The following is a 17,644-nucleotide window of genomic DNA, read 5'->3' on the forward strand; positions in this document are numbered from 1 at the left end:
GGCGCAGGCCAGGGTCAGGACAACACGGTCAAGAATACTAGGACTCCGGCTGGCCGGGAGTTGGGGCCGCACCGCCGCCCGGCCGGGCCCGTTCAGCGACGCGGGTCAGGACCTCGGCCAGCCTCGCTGCCGAGGCAGGGCTGCCGCCGCTCACCGCCAGGCGCTGGCCGTCCGTTTTGCTGACGACGACGGCGGGCCCGCTGCTGACGAGCATGGCGGCAGTGCCGCCGTGGTGCCGGTAGCCCCAGCCGCCGTAGTCTGCGGCTTTCACGTCCGCCGCGGTGGCGCCGGAGATGGCTCCCGCCGGGACGTTCATGACCGGCACGATGCCGCCCAGCATGACTTTCAGGCCGCGGCGGTCGGCTTTGATGCGCGCGAACAGGAACGCCGCGCCCACCACGGCCAGGAGCACGAGGAGCGCGCCGAGCCAGGGAACGGCAACGGCGATGAGGGCCGAGGGGAACAGCGATGCGATGGCAATCATGACGAAGACGGAACTGCGCGCATGGACCCAGAGCCGGATATTATCCCGGGTCAGGTCAGGGTCCGCTTCCCTGGCGATGGCCAGCTGGAGGGCCCGGTCGTCGTCCGGGGACCACTGCTGGTCCGCCTTGAAGGCAAAGGCAACAATCACCCCCAGGGACACGGCCGCTCCGCTTCCGAGTGCCAGGACCGTCATGTCCACACGGGATTCACGGGCGTCTGCCAGCCCCGCCTGGCCAACAATGCCGGCTGCGAGGGCGCTTGTGACGAAGAGCGTGAAGAACAGGCCGGCACCCATCATGATCCGGCGCATCAGCACGGGCCTGTTGATGGGCACGGCCTGGAAGAGGACCAGCCAGCCGCCTGCCACGATCATCACGGCGCCCGCGGTGACATAGGCGCCGAAGGGCGCGAAGGAGGCCCCGCCGTCGTCCGTCCACCGGATGGCGAGCGGCTCCGGAAGGTCCGGCCGGATCAGGAAGGCGCACACCACGAAGGCCGCCGCCACCAGCAGCGGGAACCCCACCACAAACCGAAGGGCTTTCGTGTCCATCGACTCCATGAACTTTCCCATGATTTAACGCTACTCCCACCGCCGGCCGGCGGCTGCCCGCCTCCCGCGGCAGCCACTGTGAGCCGCGCTACTTGCCACGGGTGGGGGAATGCAAGAATGAACAGTGCCGCCGCTGGGCACGCCAGCTGCGCAGACGCAATCTTTCTGGAGGACACACTTTGCCAGGTATGAATCTGACGCGCGCTGAAGCCAGCGAACGTGCCGAACTGATCGCCGTCGACTCCTACGACGTCAGCCTTGACCTGACCCGGGGCGGAGAGGTCTTCGGCAGCACCACCACGGTGAAGTTCAGCGCGAAGCCAGGGTCCTCAACGTTCATCGACGCCGTCACGCGGACCGTGCACAGCGTCACCCTGAACGGCAGGAGCCTTGATCCGGGCACGGTGGCGGACGGCGTCAGGATCCAGCTCGCCGGACTCGAGGAACACAACGAGCTCACCGTGGTGGCCGATGCCCCGTACATGAACACCGGCGAGGGCCTCCACCGCTTCGTGGACCCGGTGGACAACGAGGTCTACCTGTACACGCAGTTCGAGGTTCCTGATTCGCGCAGGATGTTCGCCGTCTTCGAGCAGCCTGACCTGAAGGCCACGTTCAAGTTCACTGTCACCGCCCCGTCCCACTGGGACGTCATCTCCAACTCCCCCACGCCCGCTCCCGTGGAGACAACGCCCGTGGAGACCATGCCCGGGGACGACGGCGGCGCCCGCTCTGTGTGGGCTTTCTCCCCCACCCCGCGGCTCTCCTCCTATGTGACGGCCCTGATTGCCGGCCCCTACCAGTCAGTGCGCAGCGAGGTCACCAGCTCGGACGGCCGCGTCATCCCGCTTGGGGTGTTCGCCCGGAAGTCGCTGATGCAGTACCTGGATGCGGACAACATCTTCGAACTCACCCGGCAGGGCTTCGCATTCTTCGAGGCGCAGTTCGGCTGCCCCTACCCGTTCGACAAATACGACCAGCTGTTTGTGCCGGAATTCAACGCCGGCGCGATGGAAAATGCAGGGGCGGTGACCATCCTCGAGGGCTACGTCTTCCGGAGCAAGGTCCCAGACGCCCAGGTCGAGCGCCGCGCCATCACCGTCCTCCACGAACTCGCCCACATGTGGTTCGGCGACCTGGTGACCATGCGCTGGTGGAACGACCTGTGGCTCAACGAGTCCTTTGCGGAGTACATGTCCCACCTGGCGGCCGTGGAAGCCACCTCCTTCACCAGTGCCTGGACCACGTTCGCTTCCGTTGAAAAGTCCTGGGCCTACCGCCAGGACCAGCTGCCCACCACGCACCCGATCTTTGCCGAGATCAATGACCTGCAGGACGTGGAGGTCAACTTCGACGGCATCACCTATGCCAAGGGCGCGTCCGTGCTGCGGCAGCTGGTGGCCTGGGTGGGGCCCGACCAGTTCATGGCCGGCGTGCGCGAGTACTTCGCCAAGCATTCCTGGCAGAACACCGAGCTGCGCGACCTGCTGGTGGAACTGGAGAAGGCCAGCGGCCGCGACCTGGACGGATGGGGCCGGCAGTGGCTGGAGACCGCTGGCGTCAATACCCTCAAGCCGGAACTCGAGGTGGACGGCGACGGCAAGCTCACGTCCTTCGCCATCCTGCAATCCGCCGTGGACGAGTGGCCCACCATCCGTCCGCACCGGCTGGCCGTGGGGTTCTACAACCTCAATGGCGCCGGCAAGCTTGAGCGGGTGCACCGCGAGGAGCTGGATGTCGACGGCGGACGCACCGAGGTGCCCGGGCTGGTGGGGCTGGCCCAGCCGGACCTGGTCCTGGTCAATGACGACGACCTCGCCTACGCCAAAGTGCGGCTGGACGAAAAGTCCCTGGCGACGGCGACCGCCCACCTGAAGGACTTCAGCCACAGCCTGCCACGGACGCTCGTGTGGAACTCCGCCTGGGACGCTGCCCGCGACGGCGAGACCCCGGCGCGGCGGTATGTGGAGCTGGTCCTGGCCAATGTGGCCGCGGAATCGGACTCCTCGGTGATCCTGGTCCAGCTGCGCCAACTGGCAACCGCCCTGAACTTCTACGTGGCCGAGGAGCACCGCGAGCAGACGGCCTCGGCCGCCGCGGACCGGCTGTGGGAGCTGGCGTCCGAGGTGCCTGCCGGCTCCGATGCCCAGCTGCAGTTCGTGAAGTCCTTTGCCCTCCTGGCGGGCAGTGAAGGCCAGCTGGACACGGTGGCCGGCCTCCTGGACGGCTCACTGGTCCTGGACGGGCTGGCTGTGGACCAGGACCTGCGCTGGGAGCTGGTTACCTCGCTTGTGGTGGGCGGACGCCTCGGCCAGGACGGGATCGACGCCGAGCTCGCCCGGGACAACACCTCCAGCGGCCAGAATGCCGCCGCCCTTGCCAAAGCCGCCATCCCCACAGCGGAGGCGAAGGCCGCCGCCTGGGACGCCATTGTGGTCAAGGGCGAACTCTCGAATGCACTGCAGGGCTCGGCGGTCACCGGCTTTATGCGCGTGCTCGACCGGTCCCTGCTGGAGCCCTACGCCGAAAAGTACTTCGAGGCAGTGCCGGGGATCGTGGAAAGCCGCACGCACGCACTGGCCCAGCAGATCGTCGTCGGGCTCTACCCTGCGCTGCTGACCACCCAGGCAACCGTGGACCGGACTGACGGCTTCCTTGCCGCGCTTCCGCCCGAAAGTGCAGCGCTGCGGCGGATGATGCTTGAAAACCGCGACGGCGTTGCCCGGGCATTGCGGGCACGGGCCGCTGATGTCCTTCCCGGCGAAGCGGCGCCTGCAGTATGAGCCTGCATGAGCACCGCTACGAGCTGGCCATCCAGTGGACGGGCAACACGGGCAACGGGACGGCGTCCTACCGCGGCTACTCGCGGGACCACGACATCCTCATTCCCGGGCTCCCGGTCCTCAAGGGCTCCGCGGACCCCACCTTCCATGGCGACCGGGAGCGATACAACCCGGAGCAGCTCCTCCTGGCGGCATTGGCCCAGTGCCACATGCTCTCGTTCCTGCATGTGGCGGTCAAGCACGGCGTGGTGGTCACGGACTACCGGGATGAGGCCCTCGGGCTGATGAAGCTGAACCGGGACGGCAGCGGGCAGTTCGAGCGCGTAACGCTCCGGCCGCAGGTGACCGTAGCGGACGCGGCGCACGTGGAGCTGGCCGGCCGGCTCCACCATGAGGCGAACCAGGTGTGCTTCATTGCCCGCAGTGTGAACTTCCCGGTGGAGCATGAACCGGTGACCCTGGCGCCCTGACGGCCCAACTGGGTAGCGCCAAGTGTCGTTTTGGGACCCCATACCGACACTTGGCGCTACCTGGTTTCGGGGCGGGCGGACTCAAAGGCTTCGAAGCAGCTTCCTGGCGAGCCGCGCCTCGGTTTCCGGCGCCAGCCCGGCTTTCCGTTCGCGGTCCAGTCCGCGCCGGCGTTCGTCCGCCAGGGTGTCCGCCAGTGTCTCCTGCCACGGCCGGAGCCGCAGCCCGGCAGCCACGGCTGCCCGGTTGCTCCGTGCCATGAAGCCCCCGTGCCCTGGCGGGAGCCAGAGCGGCAGGGAGTCCGGACCGGCCCAGTAGTTGACGCCCTGGTCCGCCAGCCAGTCCTCTTCCGCCGGGAGGACGTCACCCTGGTGAGCCGCCGCGTCCCGTGAGGCAGCCAGGTACGTCCCGAACGACACCTGCCCGCCCACTGCATTCAAGGCTCCGGCCACACCCGTTTCTGCTGCCCGGAGGATCCAGGCAGCAAGGTCGCGGACGTCGATGGCCTGGGTCGGATGGTGGTCGATGGCGGGGACCACCACCGGCTTGCTGTTCATGGCGAAGCGCGCGGGCCAGTAGCCGTAGCGGTCCGAACTGTCCCCCGGACCGGCTATCAGGCCTGCGCGGCACAGGTGGGCTTTCCCGCCTGCCGCTTTGAGGGTGGCGGCCTCGATCGCCGCCTTCGATTCGCCATAGTTCTTCGGGGTAGAGGGGATGCCCGGATCCAAGGGCTGCAAAAGGGGCGCCTCTTCAGCCGCGTTCGGGAGCGACGCGTCGGCATAGACGGAGCAGCTTGAGACGAACGTCCAGTGGGCCGCCCGGTGGGACAGGGCGTCCAGGGCCCCGATTGCGGTGACAGGGTCCCGGGCCACCTCAACCACCTCGTCCCACTCTCCCTGGGCACCGGTGTAGGCGTCCGCACCTACCGAACGGTCCTCCCGAAGCCACCTGGCTCCTGGCGGCGGTGCGGCGGCGGAGCCGCGGGCAAGGCACGTCACCCCGTGTCCCGCCGCCACCCCCTGTCGGGCAATTTCTGCGGACAGGAAGGCCGTTCCGCCGAGGACAAGAATGCGCATGTTCAGACGCTACGGCGATACTGTTGAAGGAGAACAGAGCCTTCCGCGCCGGGCGTAACCGGCGCCGCGGCACCCCTTCCCGGCCCAGCCGAAGAACAGCAGGAGCACTTCCCCCCTATGGTCAGCACGTTGTCGATCCTTCCTCCCACCGCCAGCCAGCCGGACGGCATCAGCATCACCGGCATCGTGATCAGCCTCGGCGTGGGCGTTGCCATCTGGCTGGTGGCCACGTTCGTGATTTCCCGGATCACCAAGCGCGTGGCGTCCGGCAGCAACTTCTTCAAGCGGCCCACCTTTAAATGGGCAGCCCCTGCCTTTAGGGCTCTGGACCATGAACGGCGCGTCCAGCGTGCGGAAACCATCGGCTCGCTGCTGAACAGCGTGGTTGGCGTGCTGGTGGTCATCATCACCGGCATGTACGTGCTGCAGAACCTGGACATCAACATCGCCCCCCTGCTCACCAGCGTGGGCATCCTGGGTGTGGCCATCGGCTTCGGCGCCCAGCAGCTCATCCGGGACTTCCTGGCCGGGATCTTTATTACCATTGAAGACCAGTACGGCATCGGCGATGTGATCGAAACCAGTGAGGTTGTTGGCGTTGTGGAGTCCATGGGCCTGCGCATCACCCGCGTGCGGTCCGACGACGGCGCCATCTGGTACCTGCGAAACGGTGAGATCCTGCGCGTCGGCAATCGCTCCCAGGGAACCTACGTGCCCCTGCACGAGTCAGAGGACGGGACCACCGACCAGGCAAGCGACCACGGTGCTGCCGAACCCAAAAAGACTGAACAGAAGGCCGGAGAGTAGCCATGAGCATCCCCATCGAACCGCAACGGCCGCAGCTGATGCAGAACGATCCGTTCAGCAAGCCGGACTACACGGACAGTTTCTACGACGCCGTGGGCGGCCATGAGACGTTCGTGAAGCTGATCGATGTCTTCTACGACGGCGTGGCCACCGATCCGCTGCTGCGGCCCATGTATCCGGAAGAGGACCTGGCGCCCGCGAAGCGCCGGTTCCTGATGTTCCTGGAACAGTACTGGGGAGGGCCCACCACCTACGGCGAAGAGCGCGGGCATCCCCGCCTCCGCATGCGGCACATGCCGTTCAAGGTGACGCCGGAGGCCAAGGACCGCTGGCTCTTCCACATGCGGACCGCCGTGGACGCACTGGACCTTCCGCCGCTGTATGAGGGAACCCTGTGGGACTACATGGAGCGTGCTGCGCTGTCCATGGTCAACAGCCCCGGCTGATGTATAACCGGCGCTAGAGCAGAGCACTTCCGGTCCGGGCCAGCACGTGGCCGCGCGTGCCTGTAAGGCGGAACCAGCGCCCTGCCCGGTAGAGCTTCTGGTCGCCATCAGCCAGGAACCCCAGCGCGAGGGCGGCGAAAGCAGCCCCGGCCGGCAGGCCCGATTCGTCCAGTTCCCTGCCCCAGACAGCGGCCCGTGCGTTGTTGACGATCAGCGCACCCGGCCTGTCCGGCACGATGCCCGCCACTTCCGCCATGCCTGCTTCGGCGGCTTTTCTCAGCGCCGCATCGCTGCGTGAACCCAGGAATTCCCACCCGCTCCGGGGGGCGCCCACCCCGGTCCAGGACTCGGTGACAGTGGACGGCGGAACCGGCAACTCGACGTCGTCCTCTCCCGCCCGGGCGAGGCGGTCCAGGACGGCGGACAGGGAGACGGTCACATCCGTCGCGGAAGGTTCCGCCAGCGCCATGGTGCGCAACCCCAGGATGGTGGGAGTCGATTCGCCCAGGAGCCTGGGCCGCAGCACGCAGACGTACGCGGCGAGAACGGAACCTGCGGCTTGAAGCCGGATGGCGCCGTCGTCAATGGACTTGGCGCGCGTGGCGAAGGTCTTCAGGTCAGCAAGATCGCGGGGATCGGCGAAGCGGAAGGACGAAGTGAGGAGATCAGACACACCAAGAACACTACCCGGTGGGCCTTTGTTGAGCAGTGCCGGGGTGCCGTCTAGAGTCAAACCATGACTGAAGCCGACGCCGAGATCCTGGCGCTCCCCAGCGGGGACCCCACCTCATCGCTCATCTCGCTCCTTGACCTTGGTGAGCTGGAGGGTGCCCGGACGGACGAGGACATTTTCCTGGGTCCGTCCCAGCAGCAGCCCCATCACCGGGTGTTCGGCGGCCAGGTGCTGGCGCAGTCGCTCATCGCGTCCATCCGGACAGTGGACCCGGAGCGTTTTGTCCATTCCATGCATGGCTACTTCCTGCGCCCTGGCGACGCGAACAAGCCCATCACCTTCGGTGTCCAGCGCCTCCGGGACGGCCGGTCCTTCTCCGCCCGGCGGGTCCACGCGTACCAGGAAGGCGTGCCCATCCTGTCGATGATCGCGTCCTTCCAGGGCGAGGACGAAGGCCTGGAGCACGAGTCCGTCATGCCTGCCGGCATTCCCGATCCGGAGTCGCTGCCCAGCACCGCCGACCTGCTCGGCAAGTTCGACCATCCGGTGGCGCGGCACTGGGCCTACGAGCGCCCCTTCGATATCCGGCACGTGGATCCGCCGCTGTATGTCTCGGCCAAGGGCAAGCGTGAAGCGCGGAATGCTGTGTGGATGAAGACCTTCGGACCGATGCCGGACAATCCCAACCTGCACCGGGCAGCCCTGGCGTACGCCAGCGACTACACCCTCCTTGAGTCCATCCTGCGGCGCCACGGGCTGAGCTGGATCACTCCGGGTATGAACGTGGCAAGCCTGGACCACGCCATGTGGTGGCACCGGCCCGCCCGAGTGGATGAGTGGCTGCTGTATGTCCAGGAGTCACCCAGCGCCCAGGGCGCCCGTGGACTCGCGACCGGCAAGATCTTCAATCAGGCGGGGCAGCACGTGGCCTCGGTGGCGCAGGAGGGCATGGTGCGTGTACCCACTGACCTGAAGAACAAGGTTGTGGGCGCCTTCCAGTCGAAGCTGATGGAGCATCAGATCCGCAAGGCCGGGCGGGACTAGCAGCATTCCCCGCCCGGACACCAAGGAGGCCGGCACCCTGGTGGGTGCCGGCCTCCTTGTTTTGCTTTGCCCCGGGGCGTTTCGCGTTTAGTCGCGGGTGAGGCGGCGGTGCGTGACGCGGTGCGGCTTGGCGGCGTCCGGGCCGAGGCGCTCCACCTTGTTCTCCTCGTAGGATTCGAAGTTGCCCTCGAACCAGTACCACTTGGAGGGATTCTCCTCGTCACCTTCGTAGGCCAGGATGTGCGTAGCCACCCGGTCCAGGAACCAGCGGTCGTGGGAGACCACCACGGCGCAGCCGGGGAACTCGAGCAGAGCATTTTCCAGGCTGCTGAGGGTTTCGACGTCGAGGTCGTTGGTGGGCTCATCGAGGAGCAGCAGGTTGCCGCCCTGCTTGAGGGTCAGCGCCAGGTTCAGGCGGTTGCGCTCACCGCCGGAGAGCACGCCGGCCTTCTTCTGCTGGTCCGGGCCTTTGAAGCCGAAGGCGGCGACATAGGCACGGGACGGCATTTCGACGTGGCCCACCTGGATGAAGTCCAGGCCGTCGGAGACAACTTCCCACAGGGTCTTGTTGGGATCGATGCCACCACGGCTCTGGTCAGCGTAGGAGATCTTGACGGAGTCGCCGATCTTCAGGTCACCGCCGTCCAGTGGTTCCAGCCCCACGATGGTCTTGAACAGCGTGGTCTTGCCCACACCGTTGGGGCCGATGACGCCCACGATGCCGTTGCGGGGCAGGCTGAAGGACAGTCCGTCGATCAGGGTCCTGTCCTCAAAGCCCTTCTGGAGGTTCTTGGCCTCCAGCACCAGGCCGCCAAGGCGGGGTCCCGGCGGGATCTGGATCTCTTCGAAGTCCAGTTTGCGGGTGCGGTCGGCCTCTGCGGCCATTTCCTCGTAGCGGGCAAGGCGGGCCTTGGACTTGGTCTGGCGGCCCTTCGCGTTGGACCGGACCCACTCAAGTTCCTCGCTGAGGCGCTTGGCCTGCTTGGCGTCCTTCTTGCCCTGGATCTCCAGGCGGGCGCGCTTCTTCTCCAGGTAGGTGGAGTAGTTGCCCTCGTAGGGATAGAGGTGGCCGCGGTCCACCTCAGCGATCCATTCCGCCACGTGGTCCAGGAAGTACCGGTCGTGGGTGACGGCGAGGACTGCGCCGGCGTAGCTGGACAGGTGCTGTTCAAGCCAAAGCACGCTTTCGGCGTCCAGGTGGTTGGTGGGTTCGTCCAGGAGCAGCAGGTCCGGCTTCTGCAGCAGCAGCTTGCAGAGCGCAACGCGGCGGCGTTCACCACCGGAGAGATTGGTGACGTCGGCGTCCGCGGGCGGGCAGCGGAGGGCGTCCATGGCCTGCTCCAGCTGCGAGTCCAGGTCCCAGGCGTCTGCGGCGTCGATGGCTTCCTGCAGCTGTCCCATTTCCTCGAGGAGGGTGTCGTAGTCAGCATCGGGGCTGGCCATTTCCTCGGAAATTTCGTTGAAGCGCTGGATTTTGCCGTAGATCTCGCCAACACCCTCCTGGACGTTGCCCAGGACGGTCTTTTCCTCGTTGAGCGGAGGCTCCTGGAGCAGGATTCCCACGGTGTAGCCGGGGCTCAACCGGGCCTCACCGTTGGAGGGAGTGTCCAGTCCGGCCATGATTTTGAGGATGGTGGACTTACCGGCACCGTTCGGGCCCACAACACCGATCTTGGCGCCAGGGAAGAAGGACATGCTTACGTCGTCAAGAATGAGTTTTTCGCCAACGGCTTTGCGGGCCTTGGTCATTGTGTAGATAAATTCCGCCATGGTTCCAAATCTAGTGGGTGGGCAGGCATATCTCACATTCCGCCCAACAGGCTTACGAGCCTACAAAGCACTTCCCGCTGGCCAGCACGGGCAACACGGTCACTGTCACGGCGCCATCGCGGACCTGGCCGATCACACAGTCCTTTCCCTGGAGCACCGCCGCCTCAATGGCATCCGCTTCGAGGCCAGTGGGAGTGCGGCTCTGCGAAACCTGCAATACCGCAGGTGCGATTCCCGCCCCCGTGAGGGCTTCTGTAACTTGCGAGGTTGCCGGTTTTGGCGACCCGGCGGCCAGCCTGCCCAACGCCTCCGTCACGGTTTTTTTGGCCGTTTCGGTGGCGGCTGCCGCAGCCGTGGTGGATGCCGGCCCTGATGTGTCTGCCAGCTGTCCGGCCACGGTTTCCGTTCCTGCAGCCGTTGTTCCTGGTGTTGCGGGCACTGCTCCGGCTGATGCCGCAGAAGTTGATGTTACGGCAGTTGCCTGCCCGGCGGCAGCCGGCCTCTCACCCGTGGGTGCACCGCTGACGCATCCGGCCAAACCTGCCGCCAGCGCTGCTGCAGCGGCAGCCGCCGTCAGCCGGTGCGCGGCGCTGGGCCTGATACCTCCGGAAGGGGCACCTCCGGGAGCGTTGGCTGCGGGAGTCGCCGATGACGCGCCGGCTGTTGAGTTCTGCCGGTGGTCAGGGGTGTGCCGCATGATGTCATTCTGCCATGCGGGCTGGTCCCGCCTTCGCAACCTGGGCGGGCAGTGCACGGCCGGGGGGGTGCCGCGGCACTGCCCGCCAAGGAACCGGGGAAACCGTTTGATGGGGGACGCTGAAATGAAAGCTAGACTCCGGATTCGGCGAGTTCCCCCGTCTCCAGGTCCAGTGGCACGAGGTCGCCGTTGCTGTCCTCGATGTAGGCCGCGGCAGGATCCCCGCCGCCGTCGTGATCCTCGTCGCCGTCCTCCGGCTCGTCGAACGTCCCCTCTCCGCCGGTACGGTGTTCGCCGTCGAGCGGAGACTCCCGCTCCACAAGCGAGAGAAGCGGCTTCGTGGACGAGCGGGTGAAGTTGGCCGTGCCCCACGTCAGATCGTGGCCCACGGCGTCAGCGTCGATCGTGTGCGAGTAATAGACCCTGCCGTCCCTTTCCCAGCTGCGGATTTTCAGGGTGCCCACCACAATGACGGGCTGGCCTTTCCTGATGCTGCAGCCCATGCTGCCCGCCAGGTGGCGGTAGCCCTGGACCAGGAACCAGTTGGTGTGGCCATCCACCCACATGCCGGATTCCTTGTCGCGCCGGCGGGAGGTGGAACCGATCCGGAAAGAGGCGGTGGCCACTCCCCCTGGGGTTGTGGCGCTCTTGATCTCGGTGGCAACGAACCCCCGAATGGTTATGGTGTCGCTCATCTTCACGTCCTGTCGTCAATGGTGGTGCCCTAGCAGGCAAGACCAGCATGGCGCCGGTGCCGGCCCGCGGGGAGGCAGGGGTTGGCCTATGTGCATAACCTGCGGCTGCGGTTGCCTGTGGAGGATCAGTGGGCCCCCGCCGGTCAGTGACTACGCCGGGACTTCGGGCAATGTAAACTTTTTGAGGCGCCGGATTTCAGCTCCGGAATCCACTGCCTCAGTAGCTCAGGGGATAGAGCAGCGGCCTTCTAATCCGCCGGTCGGGGGTTCGATTCCCTCCTGGGGCACCAGACGGCAAACGCCCCGGTTCACGGACCGGGGCGTTTGCCTTCCCGCGCCACTGCCCAATCGCTGTCAGTCACCAAAAAGGCCCCGCAGGGAAGTCCCGATAAGTGGCAGCCCAACGGGTGTTAGCGCCACTTCAGGACTGCAAGTTCAGGACTGCAAACGGTGCGGGGCTTCCACCAAGGCGCGGACCACGCTGCCGGCAGCACCCAGCAGGGCCCCGGCGTCCCCGACCGCGGAGGTGGTGACGTGCCCGGGGGAAAGCGCCCCCGGAGCGTACTTCGCAAGGCTTTCCAAGAGCGGCCCGCGGAGCCACTGGTCGAGGACTGCGAAATGGCCACCAAGCACCACAGCCCTGACATCCACCACGCGGGACGTCGACGCCACTGCCACTCCCAGTGCCCGCCCGGCCCGCCGGACAGCGAGCAAGGCAGCCTGGTCCCCAGCGCCGAGCGCTCCCAGCAGGTCGGACATACTCTCGGACCTCGACCGTCCCTTCGCGGGTATGCCGGCAGCAGAAAAAATGGCATCCTGCCCCGCGATCGTCTCCAGGCACCCCGTCCCGCCGCAGGAGCAGAGGGCCCCCTCCGGCTGGACCACGATATGGCCCACCTCCCCGGCGTTGCCCTCCGGGCCGGTGAAAAGCTCCGAATTGATCACCAGGCCGCCACCGACGCCCACCTCGCCGGATACAAAGAGGAAATCGCGCGTGCCGTGGGAGCCGTGGGCCAGTTCCGCTAGCGCAGCAGCATTGGCCTCGTTGAAGAGGGAGACCCCCAACGGCACACCAGGAAGCAGCCGCTCCATGTCCAGCTTTGTGTCCTTCCAGCCAAGGTTCGGGGCTGTCCTCACCGTTGAAGTGCCGGCTTCCACGAGGCCCGGGACGGCCAGTCCTGCGCCCAGGACCTCAACACCCGAGGCCGCGGCCGCCTTCCGCACCTCCGCAGCAAGCGCTGCCAGTGCGGACAGCACGGGCTCGCTGGCGCTGTCCCGGTTGTCCCGCTCCCGGATTTCCTGCACAACCAGGCTTCGGGAAAGGTCCGTCACCCCGGCGGCAATGTAGTCGACGTTGATTTCCAGGCCCATGACACCCCGCGCAGGGTTCAGTTCCAGCCCGACCCCCGGCCGGCCCCGCTCCCCCTGCCGGCTCAGGCCCACCTCGCGGAGCAGGCCGGCACCCAAGAGGTCCAGAACGATGCTCGAAACAGAGGCTTTGGTCAGCCCGGTGGCCGCGGCAACCTGTGCCCGGGTGGGATTCATTCCGGCCGGGGCCTGCGCCACCCGGGCAAGGACCAGTGCGAGGTTGTTCCTCCGCACATCCGCCATGTTTCCCGGGCTGGCGGCCTCGGACGGTGCAGTGGCAGCTGCGGTACTCGCCATGGCCTTCTCCTCCGACTGGTAGCGGGGCCGTCCCACACGAGCCCTTTCGCTATTGACCCTAGCGTAATCACGCTTATATAGTTCAAGCGATAAACTAAAAGTGCCGTAACTGGCGGCAACCGAGTGCAAGGACGCATCATGGCTATTTCCCCCACCCCTGCTGACAAGTTCACCTTCGGCCTCTGGACTGTGGGCTGGACCGGTGCGGACCCGTTTGGTGTCGCGACCCGTGCCGCCCTGGACCCCGTCGAGGCGGTGCACCGCCTGGCCGAGCTGGGCGCGTACGGCATCACGTTCCACGACAACGACCTGGTTCCGTTCGACGCCAGCGCCTCGGAGCGGGACCTGATCCTGAAGAATTTCAAGGCAGCCCTGGCCGAGACCGGCCTGAAGGTGCCCATGGTGACCACCAACCTCTTCAGCCACCCGGTCTTCAAGGACGGCGGCTTCACCTCCAACGACCGCTCGATCCGCCGCTTCGCCCTGGCCAAGGTGCTGCGCAACATCGATTCGGCCGCCGAGTTCGGTGCCGAAACCTTTGTGATGTGGGGCGGGCGTGAAGGCAGCGAATACGACGGCTCGAAGGACCTCGCCGCCGCGCTGGACCGGATGAAGGAAGGCGTGGACACCGCCGCGGCCTACATCAAGGACAAGGGCTACAACCTGCGCATCGCCCTGGAGCCCAAGCCCAACGAACCCCGCGGCGACATCTTCCTCCCCACCGTCGGGCACGGCCTGGCGTTCATCGCCCAGCTCGAGCACGGCGACATCGTGGGCCTGAACCCCGAAACCGGGCACGAGCAGATGGCCGGGCTGAACTTCACCCACGGCATCGCGCAGGCGCTCTGGGCCGGCAAGCTCTTCCACATCGACCTCAACGGCCAGCGCGGCATCAAGTACGACCAGGACCTCGTCTTCGGCCACGGCGACCTCACCAGCGCCTTCTTCACCGTGGACCTGCTCGAAAACGGCTTCCCCGGCGGCGGCCCCCGGTACGAGGGTCCCCGGCACTTCGACTACAAGCCCTCCCGCACCGACGGCTACGACGGCGTCTGGGAATCAGCCAAGGCCAACATGGCCACCTACCTGCTCCTCAAGGAACGCGCCCTCGCCTTCCGCGCAGACCCCGAAGTCCAGGAAGCCCTGGCCACCTCCGGCGTCTTCGAACTCGGCGAAAGCACCCTCGCCGCCGGTGAAACCACCGCGGACCTGCTCGCGGACGCCACCGCCTTCGAGGACTTCAACGCCGACAAGGCCGCCGAACGCTCCTTCGCGTTCGTCCGCCTCAACCAGCTCGCCATCGAACACCTCCTCAACGCCCGCTAACCCATGGCTCTTGTAGCAGGCATCGACAGCTCCACCCAGTCCTGCAAGGTGGTGATCCGCGATGCGGACACGGGAGAGTTGGTCCGGCAGGGCAGGGCGGGCCACCCCGACGGGACCGAAATCCACCCGGACCACTGGTGGGCCGCCCTCCAGGAGGCAGCCGGACAGGCAGGCGGACTGGAGGACGTCGCCGCCATCTCGGTGGGAGGCCAGCAACACGGCATGGTCTGCCTGGACAGCGACGGCCAGGTCATCCGGCCCGCACTGCTCTGGAACGACACCCGCAGCGCAGGTGCGGCCGCGGACCTGATCAAGGCGGCAGGCGACGGCGATGCAGCCGCCGGCGCCCGCTACTGGGCCGGTGCCACGGGCACCGTCCCGGTGGCCTCGCTGACACTGACCAAGCTGCACTGGCTGGCCGCCAACGAGCCGGAGAACGCGGCCAGGGTTGCCGCGGTCTGCCTCCCCCACGACTGGCTGACCTGGCGGCTCATGGGCTATGGCCCCGGGAGCGGCGAGGCAGGGCTGGCGGCCCTGAGGACCGACCGCTCGGACGCTTCGGGGACGGGCTACTTTTCGACGGCGACGGGCGAGTACCTGCCGGGGCTCCTGGAGTCCTCGCTGGGGCACATCCCGCTGCTGCCCGAAGTGGTAGGCCCACTGGAGGCCGCCGGCAGGTCTCCGGAAGGCGCCCTCCTGGCCGCCGGGGCCGGGGACAACGCGGCGGCGGCCCTGGGTGTGGGCGCCCGCGTGGGTGATGTTGTGATGTCGCTGGGCACCTCGGGGACGGTCTTCGCCGTGTCCGACACGCCGGCCGCCGACCCGTCCGGGCTGGTGGCAGGGTTTGCCGACGCCTCGGGGAACTACCTGCCGCTGGTGTGCACCTTGAACGCTACCCGCGTTTTTGACGCCACCGCTGCCTTGCTGGACGTCAGTATTGCGGAGTTCAACGAGCTGGCGCTGGCGGCCGAACCAGGCGCGGGTGGCCTCACCCTCGTCCCCTACTTCGACGGCGAGCGCACGCCGAACCTGCCGGACGCCACGGGTTCCCTGCATGGCATCACCCGCGGGAATTACACCCCGGCAAACCTGGCGCGCGCCGCCGTCGAAGGCGTGGTCTGCTCGCTCGCAGACGGGTTGGCCGCCCTGCAGGAACAGGGCGTGGAAGCGCGCCGCATCATCCTGGTGGGCGGCGGAGCGCAGTCAGCGGCGGTCCAGGCGGCGGCAGCGCAACTGCTGGGCATCAGCGTCACCGTGCCCCGCCCGGGAGAATACGTGGCCGACGGCGCCGCCCGCCAGGCCGCCGCGGCACTCACCGGAAAATTTCCGCAGTGGGCACTGGACGCCGTCGACCTCCCTGCAGGGCAGGACGACGGCGGCGTGCTGGCACGCTACCGCCGCTGCGCCTCGATGTAGGCCTGACGTATCCACGCAAAAGGACCCGGACCTCACTGTGAAATTAACAGCGCGGTCCGGGTCTTTTCATGTGGGGCGCAGGTCCTGCCAGTTGTGTAGAACGTGGCAGGAGCCTGGGGTCTGGACAGGACATGCAGAGGTGTCAGGCGCACGGTAGGACAAGCTCCGCGCAGCGCTTCCTTCACCGTGGCCAGGACGGTGTTGCGCCCGCAAAGGTTTCGCCGGAGGGCTTATCGGTAAAGATGTGTTTGCCGGCCTGCATGGCCTTCTTCAGCGTGGCGGCGCGGAGGCTGGTCATGGAAGCGTCAAACACGACGTCGATGGTGGGGTCGTTGATAACGGCGCCGAGGTCGGTGCTCCACTCCGAGGCCTTGTGCTTTTCGGCCAGTTCCCGGATCTTGCTTCGTTACGGCCCACCACAATGGGCTCCTGCGTCCGGGATGGGAAGGATGGACCGCAGCAGGTGCCCGCGGTAGCCTATCCGGCCGGTGATGCCGTTCGCCCATCCGACAACTGGCAAGCGCTTTCCGAACCTGGCCCGAAACTGCCATACTTGGTTACGCCTACTGACCCCACAAACCCGACCAGGAGACGCCGTGGCTGCAAGCACCCTTACCGAGGTTGCGCGGCTGGCCGGGGTATCTCCCGCCACTGCCAGCCGGGTCCTCAATGGTTCCGCACGCAAGCCGGGCCAGGACATCGCGGACCGGGTCCGCCAGGCAGCGGACTCGCTTGGATACATTCCCAACGCCCAGGCCCAGGGGCTCGCCAAGTCCAGTTCCGGCCTCATCGGCTTGATTGTGCACGACATCGCGGACCCATATTTCGCCGCCATCGCCCGTGGCGTCCTGGAGGCCGCCCGGGAACAGCGCAAGTTGGTGCTGCTGGCCACCAGCGGCGGGGCGCCCGCGGAGGAGCGGGAGGCCGTGGCAGCCTTCGCCGCACGGCGCGCCGATTCCATCGTGGTCGCCGGCTCACGCTCGTCCCGGGAAGAGGACCGGGACGGCAACGCCGGGCTTGCAGCGGAACTTGACCGGTACTGCCGCAACGGCGGCAAGGTGGCAGTGGTGGGACACCCGGTGGTAGGTGCCACCGCTTCCGAGGGCTACCACGTTGTTGCCGTGCCGAACCAGGAGCTCGCCGGCGCCCTGGCAGCTGAGCTTGCCGCCGGATGGGTTGGCGATTTCGTCATCATCGGTGGCCCTGAGGGCCTGTTCACCTCGGATGACCGGATTCGCGGCTTCCAGGAAGGTCTGGCAAAGGCCGGCCGGGGCCCTGCGCAGGTACTGCGCACGTCATTCAACCGCGCTGGGGGCTACGATGCCGGCCTCAAGCTGGCTGCCAGGATCAAGGCCGGGCGGACGGAGGACGGCGAGGCCCCTGCCGCCGCGACGATGTGCATCTTCGCTGTCAACGACGTGATGGCCATCGGCGCCTCGGCCGCCCTGCGGGCTGAAGGGCTCCGGGTTCCGCGGGACGCCAGGATTACCGGATTTGATGATATCGAGACCCTGCGGGACTTCCGACCGGCCCTCTCCACGGTCCGCCTGCCGCTGGAAGACATCGGCCGGCTTGCCACCCGGGCGACAGCCGGCGCGGCGGGCAGCAACGATGGCCAGGAGACCGGGGATCCACAGCCCGTGAAGGGCGAAGTCACCCTTCGCCGCAGCACGGAGGCAGTGGCCTGAGCATGGCGTCCGGGCTGGGAAGCTGCACGTCTCTCCCCATGGGCGGCTCGGACT

At 67.0% G+C, this 17,644-nt stretch carries 15 protein-coding genes, 1 tRNA gene and 1 pseudogene; 9 read left to right on the top strand and 8 right to left on the bottom strand.

Annotated elements, in window-relative coordinates; translation table 11 throughout:
- Positions 1-37: 37 nt before the first annotated feature.
- Complete coding sequence (locus tag KTR40_RS10780; RefSeq protein ID WP_139029486.1) at positions 38-1,057, bottom strand: hypothetical protein; 1,020 nt, start codon at positions 1,055-1,057, stop codon at positions 38-40.
- Between the two features lie 167 nt (positions 1,058-1,224).
- Here KTR40_RS10780 and pepN point away from each other — a divergent pair, with 167 nt between their 5' ends.
- Both pepN and KTR40_RS10790 read left to right on the top strand, forming a co-directional pair.
- Positions 1,225-3,819, top strand: a complete 2,595-nt coding sequence (pepN, locus tag KTR40_RS10785) for an aminopeptidase N (protein ID WP_228403689.1) — start codon at positions 1,225-1,227, stop codon at positions 3,817-3,819.
- The gene (locus KTR40_RS10790; protein WP_139029488.1) at positions 3,816-4,289 is read left to right on the top strand and encodes an OsmC family protein; all 474 of its coding nucleotides are present in this window, start codon (positions 3,816-3,818) and stop codon (positions 4,287-4,289) included. The genes pepN and KTR40_RS10790 overlap by 4 nt, the downstream gene beginning before the upstream one ends.
- Positions 4,290-4,370: 81 nt before the next feature.
- On the opposite strand, the gene KTR40_RS10795 is transcribed toward KTR40_RS10790, so the two are convergent.
- Positions 4,371-5,363: an epimerase gene (locus tag KTR40_RS10795; protein WP_228403692.1), complete on the bottom strand. Its 993-nt coding sequence runs from the start codon at positions 5,361-5,363 to the stop codon at positions 4,371-4,373.
- A 117-nt stretch (positions 5,364-5,480) separates the two neighbouring features.
- Between KTR40_RS10795 and KTR40_RS10800 the strand changes: the two genes are divergently transcribed.
- Entirely contained in the window at positions 5,481-6,170 is a 690-nt protein-coding gene (locus KTR40_RS10800; RefSeq protein ID WP_228403694.1) for a mechanosensitive ion channel family protein, read from the top strand.
- A 2-nt stretch (positions 6,171-6,172) separates the two neighbouring features.
- Positions 6,173-6,616, top strand: a complete 444-nt coding sequence (locus KTR40_RS10805) for a globin (protein ID WP_304940879.1) — start codon at positions 6,173-6,175, stop codon at positions 6,614-6,616.
- 13 nt (positions 6,617-6,629) lie between these two features.
- On the opposite strand, the gene KTR40_RS10810 is transcribed toward KTR40_RS10805, so the two are convergent.
- Complete coding sequence (locus KTR40_RS10810; RefSeq protein WP_139029492.1) at positions 6,630-7,289, bottom strand: hypothetical protein; 660 nt, start codon at positions 7,287-7,289, stop codon at positions 6,630-6,632.
- 63 nt (positions 7,290-7,352) lie between these two features.
- Between KTR40_RS10810 and KTR40_RS10815 the strand changes: the two genes are divergently transcribed.
- A complete protein-coding gene (locus KTR40_RS10815; RefSeq protein ID WP_228403696.1) occupies positions 7,353-8,333 on the top strand; it encodes an acyl-CoA thioesterase II in 981 nt (326 codons plus the stop codon).
- A gap of 87 nt (positions 8,334-8,420) precedes the next feature.
- Here the strand turns inward: KTR40_RS10815 and ettA are convergent, their stop codons facing one another.
- The 3 genes from ettA to KTR40_RS10830 form a co-directional block, all read right to left on the bottom strand.
- A complete protein-coding gene (gene ettA, locus KTR40_RS10820) occupies positions 8,421-10,103 on the bottom strand; it encodes an energy-dependent translational throttle protein EttA (protein ID WP_139029494.1) in 1,683 nt (560 codons plus the stop codon).
- Positions 10,104-10,155: 52 nt separating this feature from the next.
- Positions 10,156-10,800 carry a hypothetical protein gene (locus tag KTR40_RS10825; protein ID WP_228403698.1) on the bottom strand — a complete coding sequence of 215 codons (645 nt, stop codon included), beginning with the start codon at positions 10,798-10,800 and terminating at the stop codon, positions 10,156-10,158.
- Between the two features lie 131 nt (positions 10,801-10,931).
- Positions 10,932-11,495 carry a single-stranded DNA-binding protein gene (locus KTR40_RS10830; protein WP_228403700.1) on the bottom strand — a complete coding sequence of 188 codons (564 nt, stop codon included), beginning with the start codon at positions 11,493-11,495 and terminating at the stop codon, positions 10,932-10,934.
- Between the two features lie 214 nt (positions 11,496-11,709).
- Here KTR40_RS10830 and KTR40_RS10835 point away from each other — a divergent pair.
- Positions 11,710-11,785 (top strand) — tRNA-Arg (locus tag KTR40_RS10835).
- Between the two features lie 145 nt (positions 11,786-11,930).
- Here KTR40_RS10835 and KTR40_RS10840 read toward each other — a convergent pair.
- Complete coding sequence (locus KTR40_RS10840; protein WP_228403701.1) at positions 11,931-13,160, bottom strand: ROK family protein; 1,230 nt, start codon at positions 13,158-13,160, stop codon at positions 11,931-11,933.
- Positions 13,161-13,298: 138 nt separating this feature from the next.
- Between KTR40_RS10840 and xylA the strand changes: the two genes are divergently transcribed.
- On the top strand, positions 13,299-14,486 hold the full coding sequence (gene xylA, locus KTR40_RS10845; protein ID WP_228403703.1) for a xylose isomerase: 1,188 nt from the start codon (positions 13,299-13,301) through the stop codon (positions 14,484-14,486).
- Between the two features lie 3 nt (positions 14,487-14,489).
- Positions 14,490-15,902 (top strand): xylulokinase, encoded by a 1,413-nt coding sequence (gene xylB / locus KTR40_RS10850; protein ID WP_228403705.1) that lies wholly within the window; start codon positions 14,490-14,492, stop codon positions 15,900-15,902.
- A 202-nt stretch (positions 15,903-16,104) separates the two neighbouring features.
- On the opposite strand, the pseudogene KTR40_RS10855 reads toward xylB, so the two are convergent.
- A pseudogene (locus KTR40_RS10855) lies at positions 16,105-16,422 on the bottom strand (Gfo/Idh/MocA family oxidoreductase); the annotation flags it as partial.
- A 76-nt stretch (positions 16,423-16,498) separates the two neighbouring features.
- Between KTR40_RS10855 and KTR40_RS10860 the strand changes: the two are divergent.
- Entirely contained in the window at positions 16,499-17,590 is a 1,092-nt protein-coding gene (locus KTR40_RS10860; RefSeq protein ID WP_228403707.1) for a LacI family DNA-binding transcriptional regulator, read from the top strand.
- The last annotated feature ends 54 nt before the right edge of the window (positions 17,591-17,644 follow it).

Origin of the sequence: Pseudarthrobacter sp. L1SW (genome assembly GCF_020809045.1) — a bacterium.
Taxonomy (GTDB): domain Bacteria; phylum Actinomycetota; class Actinomycetes; order Actinomycetales; family Micrococcaceae; genus Arthrobacter.

Bases quoted from the DNA above. Each gene is read 5' to 3' on its own strand.
- KTR40_RS10780 (WP_139029486.1), bottom strand. From the start codon at position 1,057: ATGGGAAAGTTCATGGAGTCGATGGACACGAAAGCCCTTCGGTTTGTG.
- KTR40_RS10790 (WP_139029488.1), top strand. From the start codon at position 3,816: ATGAGCCTGCATGAGCACCGCTACGAGCTGGCCATCCAGTGGACGGGC.
- KTR40_RS10815 (WP_228403696.1), top strand. From the start codon at position 7,353: ATGACTGAAGCCGACGCCGAGATCCTGGCGCTCCCCAGCGGGGACCCC.
- pepN (WP_228403689.1), top strand. From the start codon at position 1,225: ATGAATCTGACGCGCGCTGAAGCCAGCGAACGTGCCGAACTGATCGCC.
- KTR40_RS10840 (WP_228403701.1), bottom strand. From the start codon at position 13,160: ATGGCGAGTACCGCAGCTGCCACTGCACCGTCCGAGGCCGCCAGCCCG.
- xylA (WP_228403703.1), top strand. From the start codon at position 13,299: ATGGCTATTTCCCCCACCCCTGCTGACAAGTTCACCTTCGGCCTCTGG.
- KTR40_RS10800 (WP_228403694.1), top strand. From the start codon at position 5,481: ATGGTCAGCACGTTGTCGATCCTTCCTCCCACCGCCAGCCAGCCGGAC.
- KTR40_RS10805 (WP_304940879.1), top strand. From the start codon at position 6,173: ATGAGCATCCCCATCGAACCGCAACGGCCGCAGCTGATGCAGAACGAT.
- KTR40_RS10825 (WP_228403698.1), bottom strand. From the start codon at position 10,800: ATGCGGCACACCCCTGACCACCGGCAGAACTCAACAGCCGGCGCGTCA.
- ettA (WP_139029494.1), bottom strand. From the start codon at position 10,103: ATGGCGGAATTTATCTACACAATGACCAAGGCCCGCAAAGCCGTTGGC.
- xylB (WP_228403705.1), top strand. From the start codon at position 14,490: ATGGCTCTTGTAGCAGGCATCGACAGCTCCACCCAGTCCTGCAAGGTG.
- KTR40_RS10795 (WP_228403692.1), bottom strand. From the start codon at position 5,363: ATGCGCATTCTTGTCCTCGGCGGAACGGCCTTCCTGTCCGCAGAAATT.
- KTR40_RS10830 (WP_228403700.1), bottom strand. From the start codon at position 11,495: ATGAGCGACACCATAACCATTCGGGGGTTCGTTGCCACCGAGATCAAG.